The organism is Pseudomonas sp. TH04, from assembly GCF_016651355.1.
GTDB lineage: Bacteria > Pseudomonadota > Gammaproteobacteria > Pseudomonadales > Pseudomonadaceae > Aquipseudomonas > Aquipseudomonas fluorescens.
In genome coordinates this window covers 4,496,945-4,517,565 of sequence record NZ_JAEKEA010000001.1, presented here as the reverse complement: position 1 = coordinate 4,517,565, position 20,621 = coordinate 4,496,945, and the positions used below count along the sequence as shown (strand labels likewise).

The 20,621-nt window shown below is 58.7% G+C and carries 17 protein-coding genes; 6 read left to right on the top strand and 11 right to left on the bottom strand.

Annotated features, from left to right (window positions below):
- Positions 1-21: 21 nt before the first annotated feature.
- The 7 genes from greA to grpE form a co-directional block, all read right to left on the bottom strand.
- Positions 22-498: a transcription elongation factor GreA gene (greA, locus tag JFT85_RS20265; protein WP_069552500.1), complete on the bottom strand. Its 477-nt coding sequence runs from the start codon at positions 496-498 to the stop codon at positions 22-24.
- Positions 495-3,716, bottom strand: a complete 3,222-nt coding sequence (gene carB / locus JFT85_RS20260; RefSeq protein ID WP_201230343.1) for a carbamoyl-phosphate synthase large subunit — start codon at positions 3,714-3,716, stop codon at positions 495-497. Before carB ends, greA begins: the two co-directional genes overlap by 4 nt.
- Before the next feature lie 105 nt (positions 3,717-3,821).
- Positions 3,822-4,958: a glutamine-hydrolyzing carbamoyl-phosphate synthase small subunit gene (carA, locus tag JFT85_RS20255; RefSeq protein ID WP_053258079.1), complete on the bottom strand. Its 1,137-nt coding sequence runs from the start codon at positions 4,956-4,958 to the stop codon at positions 3,822-3,824.
- 259 nt (positions 4,959-5,217) lie between these two features.
- On the bottom strand, positions 5,218-6,024 hold the full coding sequence (gene dapB / locus JFT85_RS20250; protein ID WP_053258080.1) for a 4-hydroxy-tetrahydrodipicolinate reductase: 807 nt from the start codon (positions 6,022-6,024) through the stop codon (positions 5,218-5,220).
- A gap of 10 nt (positions 6,025-6,034) precedes the next feature.
- Entirely contained in the window at positions 6,035-7,159 is a 1,125-nt protein-coding gene (gene dnaJ / locus JFT85_RS20245; RefSeq protein ID WP_053258081.1) for a molecular chaperone DnaJ, read from the bottom strand.
- Between the two features lie 317 nt (positions 7,160-7,476).
- Entirely contained in the window at positions 7,477-9,393 is a 1,917-nt protein-coding gene (gene dnaK / locus JFT85_RS20240) for a molecular chaperone DnaK (RefSeq protein WP_053258082.1), read from the bottom strand.
- Positions 9,394-9,495: 102 nt separating this feature from the next.
- Positions 9,496-10,056 (bottom strand): nucleotide exchange factor GrpE, encoded by a 561-nt coding sequence (grpE, locus tag JFT85_RS20235; protein WP_053258083.1) that lies wholly within the window; start codon positions 10,054-10,056, stop codon positions 9,496-9,498.
- Between the two features lie 253 nt (positions 10,057-10,309).
- On the opposite strand from grpE, the gene recN reads away from it, so the two are divergent.
- Positions 10,310-11,983 carry a DNA repair protein RecN gene (gene recN, locus JFT85_RS20230; RefSeq protein ID WP_053258084.1) on the top strand — a complete coding sequence of 558 codons (1,674 nt, stop codon included), beginning with the start codon at positions 10,310-10,312 and terminating at the stop codon, positions 11,981-11,983.
- 97 nt (positions 11,984-12,080) lie between these two features.
- Here the strand turns inward: recN and fur are convergent, their stop codons facing one another.
- On the bottom strand, positions 12,081-12,485 hold the full coding sequence (gene fur / locus JFT85_RS20225) for a ferric iron uptake transcriptional regulator (RefSeq protein ID WP_053258085.1): 405 nt from the start codon (positions 12,483-12,485) through the stop codon (positions 12,081-12,083).
- Positions 12,486-12,583: 98 nt separating this feature from the next.
- Between fur and JFT85_RS20220 the strand changes: the two genes are divergently transcribed.
- On the top strand, positions 12,584-13,111 hold the full coding sequence (locus JFT85_RS20220) for an outer membrane protein assembly factor BamE (RefSeq protein ID WP_053258086.1): 528 nt from the start codon (positions 12,584-12,586) through the stop codon (positions 13,109-13,111).
- Between the two features lie 64 nt (positions 13,112-13,175).
- Here JFT85_RS20220 and JFT85_RS20215 read toward each other — a convergent pair whose 3' ends face one another.
- Positions 13,176-13,478 carry an RnfH family protein gene (locus tag JFT85_RS20215; protein WP_053258087.1) on the bottom strand — a complete coding sequence of 101 codons (303 nt, stop codon included), beginning with the start codon at positions 13,476-13,478 and terminating at the stop codon, positions 13,176-13,178.
- Positions 13,471-13,905 carry a type II toxin-antitoxin system RatA family toxin gene (locus tag JFT85_RS20210; protein WP_053258088.1) on the bottom strand — a complete coding sequence of 145 codons (435 nt, stop codon included), beginning with the start codon at positions 13,903-13,905 and terminating at the stop codon, positions 13,471-13,473. Before JFT85_RS20210 ends, JFT85_RS20215 begins: the two co-directional genes overlap by 8 nt.
- 166 nt (positions 13,906-14,071) lie before the next feature.
- Between JFT85_RS20210 and smpB the strand changes: the two genes are divergently transcribed.
- The gene (gene smpB, locus JFT85_RS20205) at positions 14,072-14,554 is read left to right on the top strand and encodes an SsrA-binding protein SmpB (RefSeq protein ID WP_003176160.1); all 483 of its coding nucleotides are present in this window, start codon (positions 14,072-14,074) and stop codon (positions 14,552-14,554) included.
- A gap of 38 nt (positions 14,555-14,592) precedes the next feature.
- Here the strand turns inward: smpB and JFT85_RS20200 are convergent, their stop codons facing one another.
- Positions 14,593-15,360 (bottom strand): GntR family transcriptional regulator, encoded by a 768-nt coding sequence (locus tag JFT85_RS20200; protein WP_053258089.1) that lies wholly within the window; start codon positions 15,358-15,360, stop codon positions 14,593-14,595.
- A 262-nt stretch (positions 15,361-15,622) separates the two neighbouring features.
- Here JFT85_RS20200 and JFT85_RS20195 point away from each other — a divergent pair, with 262 nt between their 5' ends.
- The 3 genes from JFT85_RS20195 to JFT85_RS20185 all read left to right on the top strand — a co-directional run bounded on the left by JFT85_RS20195 (position 15,623) and on the right by JFT85_RS20185 (position 20,613).
- A complete protein-coding gene (locus JFT85_RS20195; protein WP_053258090.1) occupies positions 15,623-17,317 on the top strand; it encodes a lactate permease LctP family transporter in 1,695 nt (564 codons plus the stop codon).
- Positions 17,318-17,387: 70 nt separating this feature from the next.
- On the top strand, positions 17,388-20,198 hold the full coding sequence (locus JFT85_RS20190) for an FAD-binding and (Fe-S)-binding domain-containing protein (protein ID WP_201230333.1): 2,811 nt from the start codon (positions 17,388-17,390) through the stop codon (positions 20,196-20,198).
- A 136-nt stretch (positions 20,199-20,334) separates the two neighbouring features.
- Complete coding sequence (locus tag JFT85_RS20185) at positions 20,335-20,613, top strand: hypothetical protein (protein ID WP_053258092.1); 279 nt, start codon at positions 20,335-20,337, stop codon at positions 20,611-20,613.
- Positions 20,614-20,621: the final 8 nt, after the last annotated feature.

Sequence of the window (20,621 nt, the reverse complement as noted above, 5' to 3'; positions counted from 1 at the left end):
GCGCGAAGCGGGCGCCGCCTTTCAGACGTGACGGACTTCAACAATCTCGTACTCGGTCACGCCACCTGGCGTCTTAACGGTCACCACATCCCCCTCTTCCTTGGCAATCAAGGCGCGGGCCAGTGGTGAACCGACGGAGATCTTGCCGAGTTTGAAGTCAGCCTCGTCCTCACCGACGATTTGGTAAACCACGCTTTCGTCCGTTTCGACGTTGGCGATTTCCACGGTGGTGCCGAAAATCACCTTGCCGGTTTTAGTAATGGTCGTTACGTCGATCACCACCGAATTCTGCAGGCGGCCTTCGATATCACGGATCCGCGCCTCAACCATACCCTGCTGCTCGCGAGCAGCGTGGTATTCGGCGTTTTCCTTCAAGTCACCCAGCTCGCGGGCCGTACCGATGTCCTGGCTCAGCTTTGGACGGACGACCTTGGTCAGATGGGCGTGCTCCTCTTCCAGGGCCTTGAAGCCCTGGACGGTCATTGGGTATTTGGTCATGCCTTCAATCCTGCGTGTAGATCCTGCAAGCGACGCACGGTCTTTTCCGGACCGAACTTGAGCGCTTCGCATATGGCTTCGCCAGCAGCAATGGTGGTGGTGCAGTAGATCTTGTGCTGCAAGGCATTACGACGAATGGAGTAGGAATCCGCGATCGACTGGCGACCTTCGGTGGTGTTGATGATCAGCGTGACTTCGTCATTCTTGATCATGTCGACCACATGCGGACGGCCTTCCGTCACCTTGTTCACGCGACGCACTTTCAGGCCGGCAGCTTCGATCAGCTTGGCGGTCCCGGCGGTGGCCACGACTTCAAAGCCCAAGTTGATCAGATCACGGGCCACGCCTGCAACCAGCGGTTTGTCGTCGTCACGCACGCTGATGAATGCAGTACCACCGGTCGGCAGCACTTCACTGGCACCCATCTGGGCCTTGGCGAATGCTTCACCGAAAGTGTCGCCCACACCCATCACTTCACCGGTGGACTTCATCTCTGGGCCCAGGATCGGGTCCACACCAGGGAATTTGGCGAATGGGAACACCGCCTCTTTCACGCTGTAGAAGTTAGGAATGATTTCCTTGGTGAAGCCGATTTCCTTCAGGGTCTTACCCGCCATCACGCGGGCAGCGATCATGGCCAGGGACACACCGATGCACTTGGATACAAATGGCACGGTACGCGAAGCACGCGGGTTGACTTCGATGACGTAGATGTCTTCGCCTTGCAGCGCCAACTGAACGTTCATCAGGCCGACAACGCCCAGTTCCAGGGCCATTTTCTTGACCTGTTCACGCATCTCGTCCTGGATGTGCGCCGGCAGCGAGTACGGCGGCAGCGAGCATGCGGAGTCACCGGAGTGAACACCCGCCTGTTCGATGTGCTGCATGATCGCGCCGATCACGACGTCGGTACCGTCGCAAACCGCATCCACGTCCATTTCGATCGCGCAGTTGAGGAAGTGGTCCAGCAGCACCGGGCTGTCGTTGGACACTTTCACCGCATCACGCAGGTAACGCTTGAGTTCTTCTTCTTCGTAAACGATTTCCATCGCACGGCCGCCCAATACGTAGGACGGACGCACCACCAGCGGGTAGCCGATCTTGCTGGCTGCACGAATGGCTTCGTCTTCGCTGCGCACGGTAGCGTTAGGCGGCTGACGCAGGTTCAGGCGCTCAACCATTTGCTGGAAGCGCTCACGGTCTTCGGCACGGTCGATAGCGTCAGGGCTGGTACCGATGATCGGCACGCCGGCTGCTTCCAGTGCGCGAGCCAGTTTCAGCGGGGTTTGGCCGCCGTACTGGACGATCACGCCCTTTGGCTTCTCGACGCGGCAGATTTCCAGCACGTCTTCCAGAGTTACCGGCTCGAAGTACAGACGGTCGGAAGTGTCGTAGTCAGTGGAAACGGTTTCCGGGTTGCAGTTGACCATGATGGTCTCGTACCCGTCTTCGCGCAGGGCGAGGGCGGCGTGTACGCAGCAGTAGTCGAACTCGATGCCCTGGCCGATACGGTTTGGCCCGCCGCCCAGGATAATGATCTTGTCGCGGCCCGATGGCGCGGCTTCGCACTCTTCCTCGTAAGTGGAGTACAGGTACGCGGTGTCAGTGGCGAACTCGGCCGCGCAGGTGTCAACGCGCTTGTAGACCGGGAAGATTTCCAGCTTGTGGCGTTGGGTGCGCAGGTTCTTCTCGGTCACACCCAGCAGCTTGGCCAGACGCTGGTCGGAGAAGCCTTTGCGCTTGAGGCGGAACATCAGGTCGCGGTCGATAGAGGACAGACCGAGGGTCTTGACCTTCTCTTCTTCCTTGATCAGGTCTTCGATCTGCACCAGGAACCACGGGTCGATCATGTTCATGCCGAAGATCTGTTCGACGGTCATGCCGGCGCGGAAAGCATCGGCCACGTACCAGATGCGCTCGGCGCCCGGCACGGTCAGCTCGCGCTTGAGCACGCTCATGCTTTCCGGGTTGCTCAGGTCGAGCTTTTCATCCAGGCCGCAAACACCCACTTCCAGGCCGCGAAGGGCTTTCTGCAGGGATTCCTGGAAAGTCCGGCCGATGGCCATGACTTCACCCACGGATTTCATCTGGGTGGTCAGGCGCGCGTCAGCCTTGGCGAATTTCTCGAAGGCAAACCGTGGCAGCTTGGTCACAACGTAGTCGATAGACGGCTCGAAGGACGCCGGAGTAGCGCCGCCCGTGATTTCGTTTTGCAGCTCGTCCAAGGTGTAACCGATCGCCAACTTGGCGGCGATGCGCGCAATCGGGAAGCCGGTCGCTTTCGATGCCAGTGCCGAAGAACGCGACACACGCGGGTTCATCTCGATCACGACCATACGACCGGTGTCCGGGCAGATACCGAACTGAACGTTGGAACCACCGGTTTCAACGCCGATCTCACGCAATACCGCCAACGAGGCGTTACGCATGATCTGGTATTCCTTGTCCGTCAGGGTCTGTGCCGGAGCAACGGTGATCGAGTCACCGGTGTGCACGCCCATCGGGTCGAAGTTTTCGATGGAGCAGACGATGATGCAGTTGTCCTTCTTATCGCGGACAACCTCCATTTCGTACTCTTTCCAGCCGATCAGGGATTCGTCGATCAGCAGTTCTTTAGTCGGCGACAGGTCCAGACCGCGCGCGCAGATTTCTTCGAACTCTTCACGGTTGTATGCAATACCGCCACCGGTGCCGCCCATGGTGAAGGACGGACGAATGATGCACGGGAAGCCCAGCTTTTCGAGAACCGCGTTGGCCTCTTCCATGCTGTGGGCAATACCGGAGCGCGGGCAGTCAAGGCCGATGGACTTCATGGCCTTGTCGAAACGCGAACGGTCTTCAGCCTTGTCGATGGTGTCGGCATTCGCGCCGATCATCTCAACGCCGAATTTTTCCAGCACGCCTTCGCGCTCCAGGTCCAGGGCGCAGTTCAGTGCAGTCTGGCCGCCCATGGTTGGCAGCAGTGCGTCTGGACGCTCTTTCTCGATGATCTTGGCAACCGTCTGCCACTTGATCGGCTCGATGTAGGTGGCGTCGGCCATGTCCGGGTCGGTCATGATGGTGGCTGGGTTGGAGTTCACCAGGATGACGCGGTAGCCCTCTTCGCGCAGGGCTTTACAGGCCTGGGCGCCGGAGTAGTCGAATTCACAGGCCTGGCCGATCACAATCGGGCCAGCGCCGAGAATCAGGATGCTTTTTATGTCTGTACGTTTTGGCATGGGTTTGTCACTCAAATCCGCAGGTCAGTCGGCAAGCCGTCTTGAACAATCTTTGAAGAGCTTGCGGGGGCCACCGGCATTCGGGGCCGCCCGCAAGCCACTCAGTCAGCGTCGCTTGGCCATCTCATTGATGAAACGGTCGAACAGCGGCGCTACGTCGTTCGGGCCCGGGCTTGCTTCAGGGTGGCCCTGGAAGCTGAACGCGCTCTTGTCGGTGCGCTCGATGCCTTGCAGGGAGCCGTCGAACAGCGACTTGTGAATCGCACGGACATTGCCCGGCAAGGTCGCTTCATCCACCGCAAAGCCGTGGTTCTGGCTGGTGATCATTACAACGCCAGTGTCCAGGTCTTGCACAGGGTGGTTGGCGCCGTGGTGGCCATGACCCATTTTGAGGGTCTTGGCACCGGAGGCCAGGGCCAGCAGCTGGTGACCGAGGCAGATGCCGAACACCGGAATCTCGGTTTCCAGCACTTCCTTGATTGCCTTGATGGCGTAGTCGCATGGCTCAGGGTCGCCCGGGCCGTTGGACAGGAACACACCGTCCGGCTGCATGGCCAGTACGTCGCTGGCCGGGGTTTGCGCCGGCACCACAGTAACGCGGCAACCGCGCGCTACCAACATGCGCAGGATGTTGTACTTGACGCCGTAGTCGTAAGCCACAACGTGGTACGGCAGCTCGGAGGCTTCGATGGTCGCGTGGCTGTCGGTCTTCAGGTCCCAGACAGTGGAGCGCCACTCGTACTTCTCTTTCACGCTGACAACTTTCGCCAGGTCCATGCCTTTCAGGCCAGGGAAACCTTGCGCTGCGGCAATCGCCGCCTCTTCGGAAATATTGTCACCGACCATGATGCAGCCGTTCTGCGAGCCTTTTTCACGCAGGATGCGTGTCAGGCGGCGCGTATCGATACCGGCGATCGCCACAACGTTGTTGGCTTTCAGGTAATCGGACAGCGACATCGTATTACGCCAGTTGCTCGCAACCAGTGGCAGGTCACGAATCACCAGACCGGCCGACCAGACACGATCAGACTCGACGTCTTCCGGTGTAGTACCGGTGTTGCCGATGTGCGGATAAGTCAGGGTAACGATCTGTTGGGCGTAGGAAGGATCGGTAAGGATTTCCTGATAGCCGGTCATGGCAGTGTTAAACACCACCTCTCCAACGGTTTGACCGTCGGCTCCAATGGCTTCGCCGCGAAAAATGCTGCCATCAGCAAGGGCGAGTATGGCTGGCTTAGTCAAGAAGACCTCCCGTAAATAAAGCCTGAAAGGGCGATCGCAGGTTGTAAAAAAGCGGAGTGACGTATGGACACGTCACCCCGCTTCTTCACTGAATTATTCTGCGCGCTTTTAGTGGACACACTAAAGCTGTAGCTTACAGAAAAAGGCTTTTTTGGTCCACCGCTAATGAGCCTTAAAGGCAGGGGAATGCGACAGGACGTCGCTTAGCGGTTAAAAACGGGGCCTCAGGATAATCCTGAGGCCCCGTTTTAGCTACTGATTAGTGCAGATCCAGCACATCGCGCATGTCATACAGACCAGGCTCGCGGCCTTCCAACCAGAGCGCAGCACGTACGGCGCCCTTGGCAAACGTCATGCGACTGGAGGCTTTGTGGGTGATTTCCAAGCGCTCGCCTTCGGTAGCAAACAGCACGGTGTGATCACCGACCACATCACCGCCGCGAACGGTGGCAAAGCCAATGGTGTCACGCGCACGCGCACCGGTATGGCCTTCACGCCCGTAAACAGCAACTTTCGACAGGTCACGCCCCAGCGCATCAGCGATTGCCTCGCCCATGCGCAGCGCGGTCCCCGACGGCGCATCGATCTTGTGGCGGTGATGCGTCTCGATGATCTCGATATCCGCCTCGTCACCCAGCACACGAGCGGCCATATCGAGCAGCTTGAGCGACAGGTTCACACCGACACTGAAGTTGGCAGCGAAGACAACCGGAATATCCTTGCCCGCCTCCACCAACAACTGCTTCTGCTCGGCACTCAGCCCGGTCGTGCCGATCACCATGGCCTTACCCGCCTTGCGGCAGAACGCCAGGTTTTTCAGCATGACCTCTGGCAGAGTGAAGTCGATGAGCACGTCGAATTCGTCAGCCACCGCCTCCAGATTACCGGCCAGCGAAACGCCAATGCGCCCCAGCGAGGCCAGCTCACCGGCATCCGCCCCCAACAACGTGCTGCCGGGACGAACAATCGCCGCGGTCAACCCGCAAGCCGGCGAGCGCTGCTGCACCGCCTCAACCAGCGTTTTGCCCATGCGCCCGGCAGCGCCCATTACGGCTATACGTCGCATATTCACTTCCTTACAGGTCGCCGAAGAAGCGCTTCACGCCATCGAAAAAGCCCGTGGTTTTCGGTGAATGGGAGTCATCACCTTCCAACGAGCTGCGGAACTCTTCAAGCAATTCACGCTGACGACGACCCAGATTAACCGGCGTCTCCACAGCCACACGGCACATCAGGTCACCCGCACCGCCACCGCGCACCGGCGCAACGCCTTTGCCACGAATACGGAACTGCTTGCCGGTCTGCGTCCCCTCAGGAATCTTCAGCTTGACGCGACCATCAAGCGTCGGGATCTCCAGCTCACCCCCCAATGCAGCGTCGACAAAGCTGATCGGCACTTCGCAGAACAGGTGCTTGCCATCACGCTGGAAGATCGAGTGCTCGCGCACATTGATCACCACATACAGGTCGCCTGTTGGGCCACCCTGCGTACCCGCCTCACCCTCGCCCGACAGACGAATGCGATCACCTGTGTCCACACCCGCCGGCACCTTCACCGAGAGGGTCTTGTACTCTTCGACACGGCCTTCGCCGTGGCAGGAATCGCACGGGTCAGAAATGATCTTGCCCTGGCCATGGCAACGCGGGCAGGTCTGCTGCACCGAGAAGAAGCCCTGCTGCATGCGCACCTGGCCGATACCGCCGCAGGTCGGGCAAGTGATAGGCGAGGAGCCTTTCTTGGCACCCGAACCGTCGCACGGCTTGCAATTGACCAGCGTCGGCACACGGATATTGACGGTGGTGCCGCGTACGGCCTCCTCCAGATTCAGCTCCAGGGTGTAACGCAAGTCGCTGCCACGCTGGGCACCGCCACGCTGGCCGCCACGGCCGCCACCAAAGAAGTCGCTGAACACATCACCGAAAATATCGGAGAAGTTCTGACCACCAAAACCGGCACCGCCGCCGCCCATGCTTGGGTCGACACCGGCATGGCCATACTGGTCGTAGGCCGCACGCTTGTTGGGATCAGACAGGCATTCGTAGGCCTCGTTGGCCTCTTTGAACATCTCTTCGGATTCTTTGCTATCCGGATTACGGTCCGGGTGGTGCTTCATCGCCAGGCGACGGTAAGCCTTTTTCAGGTCCGCCTCGCTGGAACCGCGCTCCACACCCAATACTTCGTAATAGTCACGCTTTGCCATAAGTCTTTGCACTCTTAAGGACGTTCGGCCAGACCCTCCTGAGCCTTGCCAAACTCGTTGAGCCCCAATACAGGCCCGGACCCAACTCACGTCAATTCAACGATCCTGGTCATTACTGCTTTCAGCCAGGGACCCGGCCAAAAACGCGGTGATTGTCGCCCGGAAAGCAGGAGCATTCCCAGTCACACCGCCAACATCCGAGCCTTGTCGCATGTTGTAAAAATTCGCATACCCCAGACACGCCAACGCGGGAGCAAGCTCCCGCGCGGCGACATCCTACCAGTCACCGCTTGATAGCGGTCAACCGGGCGACCAACTTACTTGTGGTCTTTGACTTCTTCGAACTCGGCATCGACAACGTCATCGTGCTTGGCTTCAGGCTCTGCGTGTTGCGCAGCACCTTCTGCCGGCTGGCCTTGCTCGGCGTACATTTTCTGAGCGACTGGCGCGGAGACTTTCGACAGCTCCTCAACCTTGGCTTCGATGGCAGCCTTGTCGTCGCCTTTAACAGCGGCTTCCAGGGCAACCAACGCGGCTTCGATTGCAGTTTTCTCTTCGGCGGTCACTTTATCGCCAGCTTCAGCGATCATTTTGCGCGTCGAGTGAACCAGTGCGTCACCCTGGTTACGGGCGCCGGCCAGCTCTTCAAACTTCTTGTCAGCTTCAGCATTGGTTTCAGCATCACGAATCATCTGTTGAATTTCTTCATCAGACAGACCGGAGTTGGCCTTGATGGTGATCTTCTGCTCTTTGCCGGTGGCCTTGTCTTTAGCGCCTACGTGCAGAATGCCGTTGGCATCGATGTCGAAGGTCACTTCAATTTGTGGCACGCCACGTGGTGCTGGTGGAATCTCAGCCAGGTCGAACTTGCCCAAGGACTTGTTCTGAGCGGCTTGTTTACGCTCACCTTGCAGCACGTGAATGGTCACAGCGCCCTGGTTGTCGTCGGCAGTCGAGAACACTTGCGATTTCTTGGTAGGAATCGTGGTGTTTTTCTCGATCAGCGCGGTCATCACGCCACCCATGGTTTCGATACCCAGGGTCAGCGGGCTGACGTCCAGCAGCAGCACGTCTTTCACGTCGCCGGCCAGTACCGCACCCTGGATAGCAGCACCCATGGCAACGGCTTCGTCCGGGTTCACGTCTTTACGTGCTTCTTTACCGAAGAACTCGGTGACCAGTTTCTGAACCAGCGGCATACGGGTCTGACCGCCGACCAGGATCACGTCGTTGATCGAGCCAACGTCGATGCCCGAGTCTTTCAGCGCGATGCGGCAAGGCTCGATGGTGCGTTGAACCAGGTCTTCAACCAGCGCTTCCAGCTTGGAACGCGAGATTTTCACGTTCAAGTGCTTAGGACCGGTAGCGTCTGCAGTGATGTACGGCAGGTTAACGTCGGTCGACTGAGCGGAAGACAGCTCGATCTTGGCTTTCTCGGCGGCTTCTTTCAGGCGCTGCATCGCCAGCGGGTCACCCTTGAGGTTCATGCCGCTTTCTTTCTTGAATTCGTCAACGAGGTAGTCGATCAAACGAATGTCAAAGTCTTCACCACCCAGGAAGGTGTCGCCGTTGGTGGCCAACACTTCAAACTGGTGCTCGCCGTCAACTTCAGCGATCTCGATCACGGAGACGTCAAACGTACCGCCACCCAGGTCGTAAACGATCACGGTGTGGTCGCCCTTGGCCTTGTCCATGCCGTAAGCCAGCGCAGCTGCGGTCGGTTCGTTGATGATCCGTTTTACGTCCAGACCCGCGATGCGGCCGGCGTCTTTGGTCGCCTGACGCTGGCTGTCGTTGAAGTAGGCCGGAACGGTAATCACCGCTTCGGTCACTGTCTCACCGAGGTAGTCTTCGGCGGTTTTCTTCATCTTTTTCAAGATTTCAGCCGAGATTTGCGGCGGCGACATTTTCTGGCCGTTTACTTCAACCCAGGCGTCACCGTTGTCAGCCTTGGCGATTTTGTAAGGGACCATCTTGATGTCTTTCTGTACGACTTCTTCGTCGAACTTACGACCGATCAGACGCTTCACCGCATACAGGGTGTTGTGCGGATTGGTCACAGCCTGACGCTTGGCCGACTGACCGACGAGGATTTCACCGTCGTTGGCGTAAGCAATGATCGACGGCGTGGTACGCGCGCCTTCGGCGTTTTCGATAACTTTAGCAACGCCGTTTTCCAGCACGGAGACACAGGAGTTGGTAGTCCCCAGGTCGATACCGATAATTTTGCCCATGATTTACTCTCCCGAAACATGAATTTGGTTGCCGCAGCAGTGGTGGCTAACTGCGGTAGCACTTAAACGCTTGACTTATAAATGGGGGCCTTGCGGCGGATTTCAAGCCTGCTCATCAATAGAAGGTGCAACAGGTGCAGGAGCCTTGCTCACCACCACCATTGCCGGGCGCAACAAGCGACCGTTGAGCTGGTAACCCTTCTGGAACACTTTCAATACGCTGTTCGGCTCAAGATCATGGCTTTCCTGCATGGCCATGGCTTGGTGATGCTCTGCATTGAACGGCTCGCCGCCTTGCGGATCGATGGCCTCCAACTGATAACGCTTCAGGGTGTCCTGGAACATTTTCAGGGTAAGCTCGATCCCTTCGCGCATCGGGCGGATGTTTTCGTCGGCCGGGTTGGACAACTCAAGGCCACGCTCCAGGCTGTCGATAATCGGCAGCAGGTCATTGGCGAATTTTTCCAACGCGAATTTGTGAGCCTTTTCGACATCCTGCTCGGCGCGGCGGCGGACGTTCTGCAGATCGGCAGCAACACGCAAAGACTGATCCTGCGCAGCGGCCAATTGCTCTTCGAGCACTTGCACACGAGTTGCCAGTTCATCCCCGGCAGCCGAATTGGCGTCTGGAGTTTGCGTATCCTGCGTCTGTTCGTCAGCCATAGATTTCTCCTTTCAAAATCCTGCGCGAACTGAACTCGCGCTTCTGTTCCGGTATATGGGGCCACAATTTCCAGGTTCAAGGGCTCAGGCGTTTCCAAAAGTCTTTCGTTGAGCCAGATCAATTCCTGGGCCGTCATTCCCAATTGCACTAATAAATTAACTCGACCAAGCAAATCGAGCTAAGTGACAGGATTGTCAGCCCCAAACAAAACACTGTATAAATAACCAGACCTAAAGCCTGGGAGCGGCCGTCATGCTCGTGCACCTGTCCGTACATAACTACGCCATCGTTGAACATCTGGATCTCGAACTGGATCGCGGGATGAGCGTAATCACAGGCGAAACCGGCGCCGGCAAATCGATCATGCTCGACGCCCTGGGCCTGACCCTTGGCGACCGTGCCGATAGCGGCGTGGTGCGCCCAGGCGCCGACAAGGCCGATATCCTGGCCACCTTTGACCTGGCAGACATTCCCGAAGCCGAAGCCTGGCTGGCCGAGCGCGACCTTAATAATGAAGGCCCCTGCATCCTGCGCCGAGTCATCACGGCAGAAGGACGCTCACGCGGCTACATCAATGGCACGCCCTGCCCCCTTGGCGACTTGAAAGCCCTGGGCGAGCTGCTGATCGATATCCATAGCCAGCATGAACACCAATCCCTGCTGAAAACCGACACCCATCGCCGCCTGCTCGACGAATACGCAGGCGCCACCGATCTGGCCCGACAAGTACAACTTGCCGCCCAGCGCTGGAGACAGACGCGCCAGGAGCTGGAGCGACTCTCCAACTCCGGCGACGAGCAACGCGCTCGCCACCAGTTGCTCAGCTATCAGCTCGAAGAGCTCGAAAGCCTGGGCCTGGGCGAAACCGAGCTGGAACAGCTGGAACAGGAACACAAGAACCTGACCAACGCCGAAACCCTGCTGGGTATCTGCCGGCAAGTGGTGGAGCAATGCAGCGAAAGCGATTCCGGCAACGTGCTCAATGCACTGACCGCCAGCCTCAATCGCCTGTCCAGCGTGAACAATGCGTCCGGCTCGCTGAACGAGGCCACCACGTTACTGACCAGCGCACAGATCCAGGTTGAAGAAGCCGTGGGAGAGCTCAATCGCTTTCTCGACCACTTCGATGCCGACCCAGCCCGCTTGCAGGAAATAGAGGAGCGCCTGGATACCATCTACACCCTGGCACGCAAACATCGCATTCAGCCGACCGAAGTGGCGACGATGCAGCAAAAGTTGCTGGATGAAATTGAAACCCTTAACGCCAACGATGAATCCATTGAGCGACTGGGCGACGAACTTGCCTCTTTCGCCCGACATTACCAAGAGAAAGCCCGCGAGCTGAGCGACCTGCGCCAGCAAGCAGCCACAAGCCTGGCCAGCGCCGTGGAGCAGGAAATTCAGCGCCTTGGCATGCCTGGCGGGCGCTTTACCATCGAACTGCACACCAACACCAGCAATGAGCTGCAACCTCACGGCCTGGAGCAGGTGGAACTGCTGGTGAGTGCCAACCCTGGGCAGCCGCTCAAGGCACTGGCGAAAGTGGCGTCCGGTGGCGAACTGTCACGGATCAGCCTGGCCATCCAGGTGATTACCGCCCAGACATCACGAGTACCCACATTGGTATTCGATGAAGTGGACGTTGGTATTGGCGGGCCGACCGCGGAGATTGTTGGCCAATTGTTGCGCCGACTAGGGGATCGCGGCCAGGTACTCACGGTGACGCACTTGCCGCAAGTGGCTGCGCAAGGGCATCAGCATTTGTTTGTGCATAAAGTAAGAGGCAGCGATGCGACGCACACGGCGGTGTCCAAGCTGAACAAGTCGGAACGCGTAGAAGAAGTGGCGCGAATGCTGGGCGGTATCGACCTGACCAAGGAGTCCCTGGCCCACGCGAAAAAAATGGTCGTGGCTAGCAAGGCCTGAGCCGGGCTTTTTTCGCAGTTTTTCTCTCTTATAGAAAGCACGAAGGCGACCCCAGGGTCGCCTTCTATCGTTTCGCAGAACAAATCTGCGTCGATTTTTACTTTTTCTTACGGATGTACAGCACCAGATTATGGTCCACCAAATCGAACCCATGCTGCTCAGCGATGGTGTGCTGGAGCTTCTCGATTTCCGGACTGGTGAACTCGATAACCTCATTGGTATCCAGGTCAACCATGTGGTCGTGATGACCGCCGTCAGCCAATTCGAACACCGCATGACCGCCGTCGAAATTATGACGAACCACCAGCCCTGCGGCTTCAAACTGGGTCAGCACACGGTAAACCGTGGCCAGGCCAACGTCCTCGTTAGACTCCATCAGCGCCTTGTAAACATCTTCGGCACTCATGTGGCGCTGCTCAGCAGAATCGAGCATTTGTAGAATCTTGACTCGTGGCAGAGTCACTTTAAGACCGGCTTTGCGTAGTTCGCTATTTTCAACCATGGTTAGCTTTCTCGCGGATGCTGCTTCGCAGCTTCTCTTAATACGGGTATGATCGGCGTTTACGTTGTCCCAGCCAAGATAGTGGAAGTCGCCCACCGATGCAAAACACCAAGCTCTTGCTAACCAGTTTCACCCTTGTGGGACTGCTCGCACTCGCCGGTTGTTCATTCCCCGGGGTTTACAAAATCGACATCCAGCAGGGCAATGTCGTCACGCAGGACATGATAGACCAGTTACGTCCGGGAATGACCCGACGGCAAGTACGGTTTATCATGGGCAACCCCCTGCTGACCGACACTTTTCATGCCGATCGCTGGGATTATCTCTACAGCATCCAGCCAGGTGGCGGTGAGCGCCAGCAGGAACGCGTCAGTGTCATTTTCAATGGCAATGACCAGCTTGTCAGCCTGTCCGGTGACTTCATGCCCGGCGTAAGCCGTGATGAAGCCTTGCTGGGCAAGGACAACGGCACCAATGTGACTGCGCCCGCGCAGGAAGCAGAGAAGCCGAAATCCGAGGTGCCGGCCAAGCCAGGTTCCTTGCTGGATCAGATCCAGAAGGACGTGGACGGCGTGCAAACCGTTCCGGTCCCGACGCCACAGCCTCTGGACACCGCCCCGCAATAATTTTGCGGCGCACAACAAAAAGCCCGGCATGCCGGGCTTTTTTGTTGCCTGTCGATTGGCAGCGTTACGAACTTTGTTGCCTGGCCATCGCGGCCTTCGCCGCGCGCAGCCTGCGCACTTCCTTGGGGTCTGCCAGCAACGGCCGGTAAATCTCAATGCGATCACCCGGCTGCACAGCTTGCGCATCCGCGTCCGCAACCACCTTGCCAAAAATCCCCAAAGGACAATCAGCCACCACCAACCCCGGAAATTGCGCTGCAATTCCCGATGCCTGCACCGCCGCCCTCAGGCTGGTGCCCGCAGGCACCGTCACCGCCAACAAGACCTGGCGATCCTCGGCGGCATACACCACTTCAATCTCAACCATGCAGTTCCTTGGCCCGCTGGCAGAATGCATCCACCAGCGTGTTGGCCGCCTGGTTGAACAATGGCCCCAATGTGGCGCGCACAATTGGGCCCGCATAATCAAATGACAGGTCGAGGCTGATCTTGCAGGCCTTATCGGTCAGCGCCTTGAACACCCACACCCCGTGCAACTGGGTGAATGGCCCTTCCTGCAGATTCATTTCAATGGATTTCCCAGGCACCAACACATTGCGCGTAACAAAATGCTGGCTAAGACCGCCCTTGGCCACCCCAACACTGGCAACCATGTGCTCATCACTGTTTTCCAGCACCTCGGCGGTGGAGCACCAAGGCAGGAATTCCGGGTAACGCGCAACGTCGTTGACCAGGTCATAGAGCGCCTGCGCCGGATAAGGCAGTAAGGCCGAACGTTGAATGTGCGTCGTCATGTGAGCGTTATTTCCACTGCTGAAGCAAACATCGCGAAAAAACAGCCCGATCCGCGAGAGAAAAAAACCTAAGAACTGCCCGTATTGTCCGGGATTCGTCCAACACGCTCAAGCACGCAGGTTGACCGTAGCCGACACGCTCGCAACTCCCTATAATGCCGCCCCTATGGCTAAACAAAAGAAACACCCTACAGGGACCATCGCGCAAAATAAAAAGGCGCGACACGATTACTTCATCGAACATCGGTTCGAGGCTGGTCTGGTCCTGGCCGGCTGGGAAGTAAAGAGTCTGCGTGCCAGCAAGCTGCAACTGGTCGACAGCTACGTATTGCTCAAGGATGGCGAGGCATGGCTGCTGGGCAGCCATATCACCCCGCTGACGACCGCGAGCACCCACGTAATCGCCGACCCGGTGCGCACGCGCAAGCTATTGCTCAACGCCCGCGAACTGGAAAAACTCGCTGCCGCCGTACAGCAGAAAGGCTATGCCTGCATCTGCCTGTCCTGGTACTGGAGCAAGCACCTGGTCAAGTGCGAGATCGCGCTCGGCAAGGGCAAGAAGGAATACGACAAGCGCGACACTGAGCGCGAACGCGACTCCAACCGTGAGTTGCACCGCGCCGTGCGCAACAAGGGCAAGGAAGAGTAATCCTTGTGACACTGTAGCCTTGGGTGATTCACCCCGGGCTACATGCCTTTACGTCGCTCCGCCCGAGCCACCCGCTGAACTTCCTGACGCACCTCTTCCAACACTTCCTGCACGTACAACAGGTGACGTGTTGAGACTTCCCGCGCCTGCTCGGCACGCCCCTCGATAATTGCCAGGTACAAATCCCGATGCTGACTGATCAGCATGTCACGGGTCTCCGTACGCTGCTGGTACATGCCGCCGATGTTGGTCACCACGTTACGCTTGAGCAGATCAAACAGCCCGCGAATGGTGTGCAGCAGCACCGCGTTATGACTGGCCTCAGCGATGGCCAAGTGAAACCGCGCATCCGCCGCGCCCTCCTCCACTCGGCTGACCTCATCAACACGCGTATAGCAATCCTGTAACGCTTCAAAAGCCGACGTCAGCCGCTCGCGATCGACTTCGGTAGCCCGCAACGCCGCGTAATAAGCACAGGACGCTTCGAGGGTTTGCCGAAACTCGAGCAGATCACGCTGAGCCTCCGGGTTATTTTCCAGCAGGTGCAGCAGCGGATCACTGAAAGTGGACCCCAGAGAGTCCGCTACATAATTACCGCCGCCCTGACGACTGACCAACAACCCCTTGGCCGCCAGCTTCTGAATCGCCTCACGCAACGACGGGCGCGACACGCCAAACTGCTCAGCCAAAGCGCGCTCGGCCGGCAAGCGCTCGCCCGACTTCAGCGTGCCCTCGAGGATCATGCCCTCAAGCTGCTCGACAATATCGTCAGACAAACGGCGCTGACGCACCTGATCAAACCCCATAACTCATTCTCCACAATCCCGACCACTCGCCGGGGCCTCTATTCTGGCCTATCGCCGCGCTTGCGGCACCTATCAGAACGCCTTCGATAAACCAGAGCAGACCACCCCGGCCACGTCGCTACGACCAAAGTTTCGTCAGCGGCAAATTGACACAGCCACGCCAACACTTTTACTCTAGCCAACAGCGGCTGTAAATTGGTCTTACCAATTATCCAAGCTGACTAAACAGTGCCTGACCAACAACAATTAGGGGCCACCCCATATGCAAACCTGGCAACAGCTCTACAGCCCGCTCGGCAGCCTCGGCCTGTCCGCACTGGCCGCAGTTATTCCGATCGTATTCTTCTTCCTCGCCCTGGCCGTGTTTCGCCTCAAAGGCCACGTCGCCGGGAGCATTACCCTGGCATTGTCGATCCTGGTGGCAATCTTCGCTTTCAAGATGCCGGTCGACATGGCGCTGGCCGCCGCCGGTTATGGTTTTGCCTACGGCCTGTGGCCGATCGCATGGATCATCGTCGCCGCGGTTTTCCTCTACAAACTGACCGTGAAAAGCGGCCAGTTTGAAATCATCCGCAGCTCGGTCCTGTCGATCACCGACGACCAGCGCCTTCAGGTGCTGCTGATCGGTTTCTGCTTTGGCGCCTTCCTTGAAGGTGCGGCCGGTTTCGGCGCCCCCGTGGCGATTACTGCCGCACTGCTGGTCGGCCTGGGCTTCAACCCGCTGTACGCCGCCGGCTTGTGCCTGATCGCCAACACCGCGCCGGTCGCCTTTGGCGCCTTGGGCATTCCAATCATCGTCGCAGGGCAAGTGACCGGTATTGATTCCTTCAAAATCGGCGCCATGGCCGGCCGCCAACTGCCGCTGCTGTCGCTGTTTGTACCGTTCTGGCTGGTGTTCATGATGGACGGCCTGCGCGGCGTTCGCGAAACCTGGCCGGCGGCTTTGGTGGCAGGCTTGAGCTTTGCCGTCACCCAATATTTCACGTCCAACTTCATCGGCCCGGAACTGCCGGACATCACCTCGGCACTCGTCAGCCTGGTAGCCCTGACCCTGTTTTTGAAAGTCTGGCAACCCAAGCGCGCCGCCGGCGCACAGATTGCTGGCGCCACCGGCAGCGCTACGGCCACCGCCAGCGTCGGCGGTTTCGGCCAGCCGCGTCAAACCATCGCTTCGCCCTACAGCTTGGGGCAAATATTCAAGGCGTGGTCGCCGTTCCTGATTCTGACCGTACTGGTCACCCTCTGGACCCTCAAGCCCTTCAAAGCGATGTTCGCTGCGGGCGGCTCGATGTACAGCTGGGTCTTCAACTTCGCGATCCCGCACCTGGATCAATTGGTCATCAAGGTCGCCCCGATTGTCGCCAACCCGACGGCGATTCCGGCGGTATTCAAGCTGGACCCGATCTCTGCAACGGGCACCGCGATTTTCTTCTCTGCGCTGATCTCGATGCTGGTGCTCAAGATCGACGTAAAAACTGGTCTGACCACTTTAAAAGAAACCTTCTACGAATTGCGCTGGCCCATCCTGTCCATCGGCATGGTGCTGGCTTTCGCCTTCGTCACTAACTACTCGGGCATGTCCTCGACCATGGCACTTGTGCTGGCCGGCACGGGTGCAGCCTTCCCATTCTTCTCGCCATTCCTCGGCTGGCTGGGGGTTTTCCTGACAGGCTCCGACACGTCGTCCAACGCCCTGTTCAGCTCGCTGCAAGCCACCACCGCCCACCAGATTGGCGTTAATGACGTGCTGCTGGTCGCCGCCAATACCAGCGGCGGCGTGACCGGCAAAATGATCTCGCCGCAATCGATCGCCGTGGCGTGCGCCGCGACCGGCCTGGTAGGCAAGGAATCCGACCTGTTCCGCTTTACCCTCAAGCACAGCCTGTTTTTCGCCACCATCGTCGGGCTGATCACCCTGGCGCAGGCCTACTGGTTCACCGGTATGCTGGTGCACTGAGACCTGCACGCAATAGGGTAAGAATCGACGCCGGAACACGGTTCCGGCGTCTGCTATTTCTGGAGGACCGATGAGCCTGCCTGCTGCTTTTCTGAGCGACGCCGCACAACTGATCCCAAAAGATCGTCGCTTCGACGATCCACTTTCCACGCTCGCCTTCGGCACCGACGCCAGTTTTTACCGACTGATCCCACAGCTGGTGATTCGCGTGGAATCGGAAGAGGAAGTGGTGGCGCTGCTGCAACTCGCCCAGCGTGACCGTGTCCCCGTGACCTTCCGCGCCGCGGGCACCAGCTTGTCCGGCCAAGCCATCAGCGATTCGGTGCTGATCGTACTGGGTGACAATTGGAACGGCCGCGAGATTCGCGCGCAAGGCACGCAGATCCGCCTGCAACCCGGCGTGATCGGCGCACAAGCCAATGCCTGGCTGGCACCGTTCGGGCGCAAGATCGGGCCGGACCCGGCGTCGATCAATGCCTGCAAAATTGGCGGCATTGTCGCCAACAATGCCAGCGGCATGTGCTGCGGCACCGCGCAAAACACCTATCACACCCTGGCAGGTATCCGCTTGGTACTGGCGGACGGCAGCCGTCTGGATACCGAAGATGCAGCCAGCGTCGCTGCATTTCGCGAACAGCACGGCGCACTGCTGGAGCGCCTGGCGAAACTGGGTCGCGAAACGCGGGCAAACGCTGAACTGGCTGCAAAAATCCGCCACAAATACCGTCTGAAAAACACCACCGGCCTGTCACTCAACGCACTGGTGGATTTCGATGAGCCATTGGATATCCTCAGCCATCTGCTGGTGGGTTCCGAAGGCACCCTGGGCTTTATCAGCGCAGTGACCTACGACACCGTCATTGATCACCCGAACAAAGCATCGGCGCTGATTGTGTTCCCGGACGTCGAGACCTGCTGCAACGCGGTGACGGTGCTCAAGACGCAACCGGTGTCGGCCGTCGAGTTGCTGGACCGGCGCAGCATGCGCTCGGTACAGGACAAACCGGGCATGCCGGCTTTCGTACAGCAGCTATCGGAAAATGCCTGCGCACTGCTGATTGAATCCCGCGCCGCTTCGCCGGCATTGCTGCATGAGCAACTGGCACTGATCATGGCGTCCCTGGCCGCATTCCCTGTGGAAAAGCAGGTCGACTTCACCGAAGACCCTGTAGAAAACGCTCGCCTGTGGGCTATCCGCAAAGACACCTTCCCGGCCGTTGGCGCGGTGCGTAAAACCGGCACCACGGTGATCATCGAAGACGTGACCTTCCCGGTCGAACAACTGGCCATCGGCGTGAACCGCTTGATCGCGCTGTTCGACAAACATCACTACGATGAAGCCATCCTTTTCGGACATGCCCTGGAAGGCAATCTGCACTTTGTGTTCACCCAAGGCTTCAATAGCAGCGAAGAAGTCGCACGCTATCAAGCGTTCATGGACGACGTCGCACAACTGGTAGCCGTGGAGTTTGGCGGCTCGCTGAAAGCCGAACACGGCACCGGCCGCAACATGGCGCCGTTCGTTGAGCTGGAGTGGGGCAGCGATGCGTATCAGTTGATGTGGCAGCTCAAACGCCTGCTCGACCCCAACGGCATTCTCAACCCTGACGTGGTGCTCAGCGAAGACCCGCAAATCCACCTCAAGCACCTCAAACCCCTGCCCGCCGCCGACGAGCTTGTGGATAAGTGCATCGAATGTGGCTTCTGCGAGCCGGTGTGCCCATCGAAAGGCCTGACGTTGAGCCCACGCCAGCGCATTGTGATCTGGCGCGACATCCAGGCGAAGAAACGTGCGGGCGTCGATACCACCGAACTGGAAGCGGCCTATCACTACCAAGGCATCGATACCTGCGCCGCCACCGGGTTATGCGCCCAACGCTGCCCCGTAGGCATCAATACCGGCGACCTGGTGAAAAAGCTCCGCGCACGCAATGCTGACCATACGAAAACAGCCGATTGGCTCGCCAGCCATTTCGCCACGGCGATGCAAGGTGCGCGCTTCACCCTGCACGTCGCCAACGGTGCACGGATGCTCTTGGGCGCGCCGCGCCTGGCCAAGCTGTCAGCCACACTGACTCAGCTGTCCAAAGGGCAAATCCCGCAGTGGAGCAACGCCATGCCGCAGCCGGAAAAAGCCATTCGCTTCAGCCCGGCGGTGACGGACACGCGCCCGCGTGTGGTCTACCTGGCGGCCTGTGTCTCACGCGCCATGGGCCCGGCAGCAGGTGATAAAGAGCAGATGTCGCTGTACGACAAAACCCGTGGCCTGCTGGAAAAAGCCGGCTACCAAGTGGTCTTCCCCGACAACCAGGACAACCTGTGCTGCGGCCAGCCCTTCGCCTCCAAAGGCTACGCCGAACAGGCCGAGCACAAGCGTCAGGAACTGATCGGTGCCCTGCTCCACGCCAGTCGTGGCGGCCTCGACCCGATCTACTGCGACACCAGCCCCTGCACCCTGCGACTGGTACAAGACCTCGGCGAAACGCGCCTGGACCTCTACGACCCGGTGCGCTTTATCCGCACTCACTTGATGGACCGCCTCGACTTCACGCCTCAGGAAGCCCCTATTGCGGTACACGTCACCTGTAGCACTCAACACCTGGGCGAGAGCCAGGCATTGATTGAACTCGCGCGGCGCTGCGCCAAAACCGTGGTGATCCCGGAAGGCATCCACTGCTGCGGATTTGCCGGCGACAAAGGCTTCACCACGCCGGAACTCAATGCCCACTCACTGCGATCGCTCAAGGACGCGGTGCAATATTGCAGCGAAGGCATCTCCACCAGCCGTACGTGCGAAATAGGCTTGAGCCAGCATGGCGGCATCGATTACCACGGCTTGGTGTATCTCGTGGACCGGGTCACCCAGGCCCGCGCACATTAAACCTGCAAAAAAACAGAACCCCTGCGCGCCGGCGTAGTCATCTGCATAGGCCTCGGCGAACGAGGCTCATCAGTGATGCTGCCGGCAAGCCTTGAACGCCAGCAGCGTCGAGCCCTTTTTCGCAAGGAGATACCCTATGAAGCGTTCCGCTCTTGCTGGTTTGTTCGTTACCGCTGCGATGATGGCCTCCCCTGTTTTCGCAGCAGGTGAGACTGACCTGTGCAGAATCAATCTGGACAAAATCAACAACGGCAAAGCATTGCTAGCCACCGACACCAGCGGCAAAAGCGGCGAAATCGACACCGCCGTCTCCCAAGCCAAGGCAGCCCACGCAGCCGGTGATGACAAGAAGTGCATCGAGATCACGTCCAAAGCACTGCAGGATCTGCAGAACAGCGAAAAAGGCGGTCAATAAGCGCCTCA

Excerpts from the sequence above, each read along its gene's own strand:
- greA (WP_069552500.1), bottom strand. The coding sequence starts at position 498 with ATGACCAAATACCCAATGACCGTCCAGGGCTTCAAGGCCCTGGAAGAG.
- carB (WP_201230343.1), bottom strand. The coding sequence starts at position 3,716 with ATGCCAAAACGTACAGACATAAAAAGCATCCTGATTCTCGGCGCTGGC.
- dapB (WP_053258080.1), bottom strand. The coding sequence starts at position 6,024 with ATGCGACGTATAGCCGTAATGGGCGCTGCCGGGCGCATGGGCAAAACG.
- dnaJ (WP_053258081.1), bottom strand. The coding sequence starts at position 7,159 with ATGGCAAAGCGTGACTATTACGAAGTATTGGGTGTGGAGCGCGGTTCC.
- dnaK (WP_053258082.1), bottom strand. The coding sequence starts at position 9,393 with ATGGGCAAAATTATCGGTATCGACCTGGGGACTACCAACTCCTGTGTC.
- grpE (WP_053258083.1), bottom strand. The coding sequence starts at position 10,056 with ATGGCTGACGAACAGACGCAGGATACGCAAACTCCAGACGCCAATTCG.
- recN (WP_053258084.1), top strand. The coding sequence starts at position 10,310 with ATGCTCGTGCACCTGTCCGTACATAACTACGCCATCGTTGAACATCTG.
- fur (WP_053258085.1), bottom strand. The coding sequence starts at position 12,485 with ATGGTTGAAAATAGCGAACTACGCAAAGCCGGTCTTAAAGTGACTCTG.
- JFT85_RS20220 (WP_053258086.1), top strand. The coding sequence starts at position 12,584 with ATGCAAAACACCAAGCTCTTGCTAACCAGTTTCACCCTTGTGGGACTG.
- JFT85_RS20215 (WP_053258087.1), bottom strand. The coding sequence starts at position 13,478 with ATGGTTGAGATTGAAGTGGTGTATGCCGCCGAGGATCGCCAGGTCTTG.
- JFT85_RS20210 (WP_053258088.1), bottom strand. The coding sequence starts at position 13,905 with ATGACGACGCACATTCAACGTTCGGCCTTACTGCCTTATCCGGCGCAG.
- smpB (WP_003176160.1), top strand. The coding sequence starts at position 14,072 with ATGGCTAAACAAAAGAAACACCCTACAGGGACCATCGCGCAAAATAAA.
- JFT85_RS20200 (WP_053258089.1), bottom strand. The coding sequence starts at position 15,360 with ATGGGGTTTGATCAGGTGCGTCAGCGCCGTTTGTCTGACGATATTGTC.
- JFT85_RS20195 (WP_053258090.1), top strand. The coding sequence starts at position 15,623 with ATGCAAACCTGGCAACAGCTCTACAGCCCGCTCGGCAGCCTCGGCCTG.
- JFT85_RS20190 (WP_201230333.1), top strand. The coding sequence starts at position 17,388 with ATGAGCCTGCCTGCTGCTTTTCTGAGCGACGCCGCACAACTGATCCCA.
- JFT85_RS20185 (WP_053258092.1), top strand. The coding sequence starts at position 20,335 with ATGAAGCGTTCCGCTCTTGCTGGTTTGTTCGTTACCGCTGCGATGATG.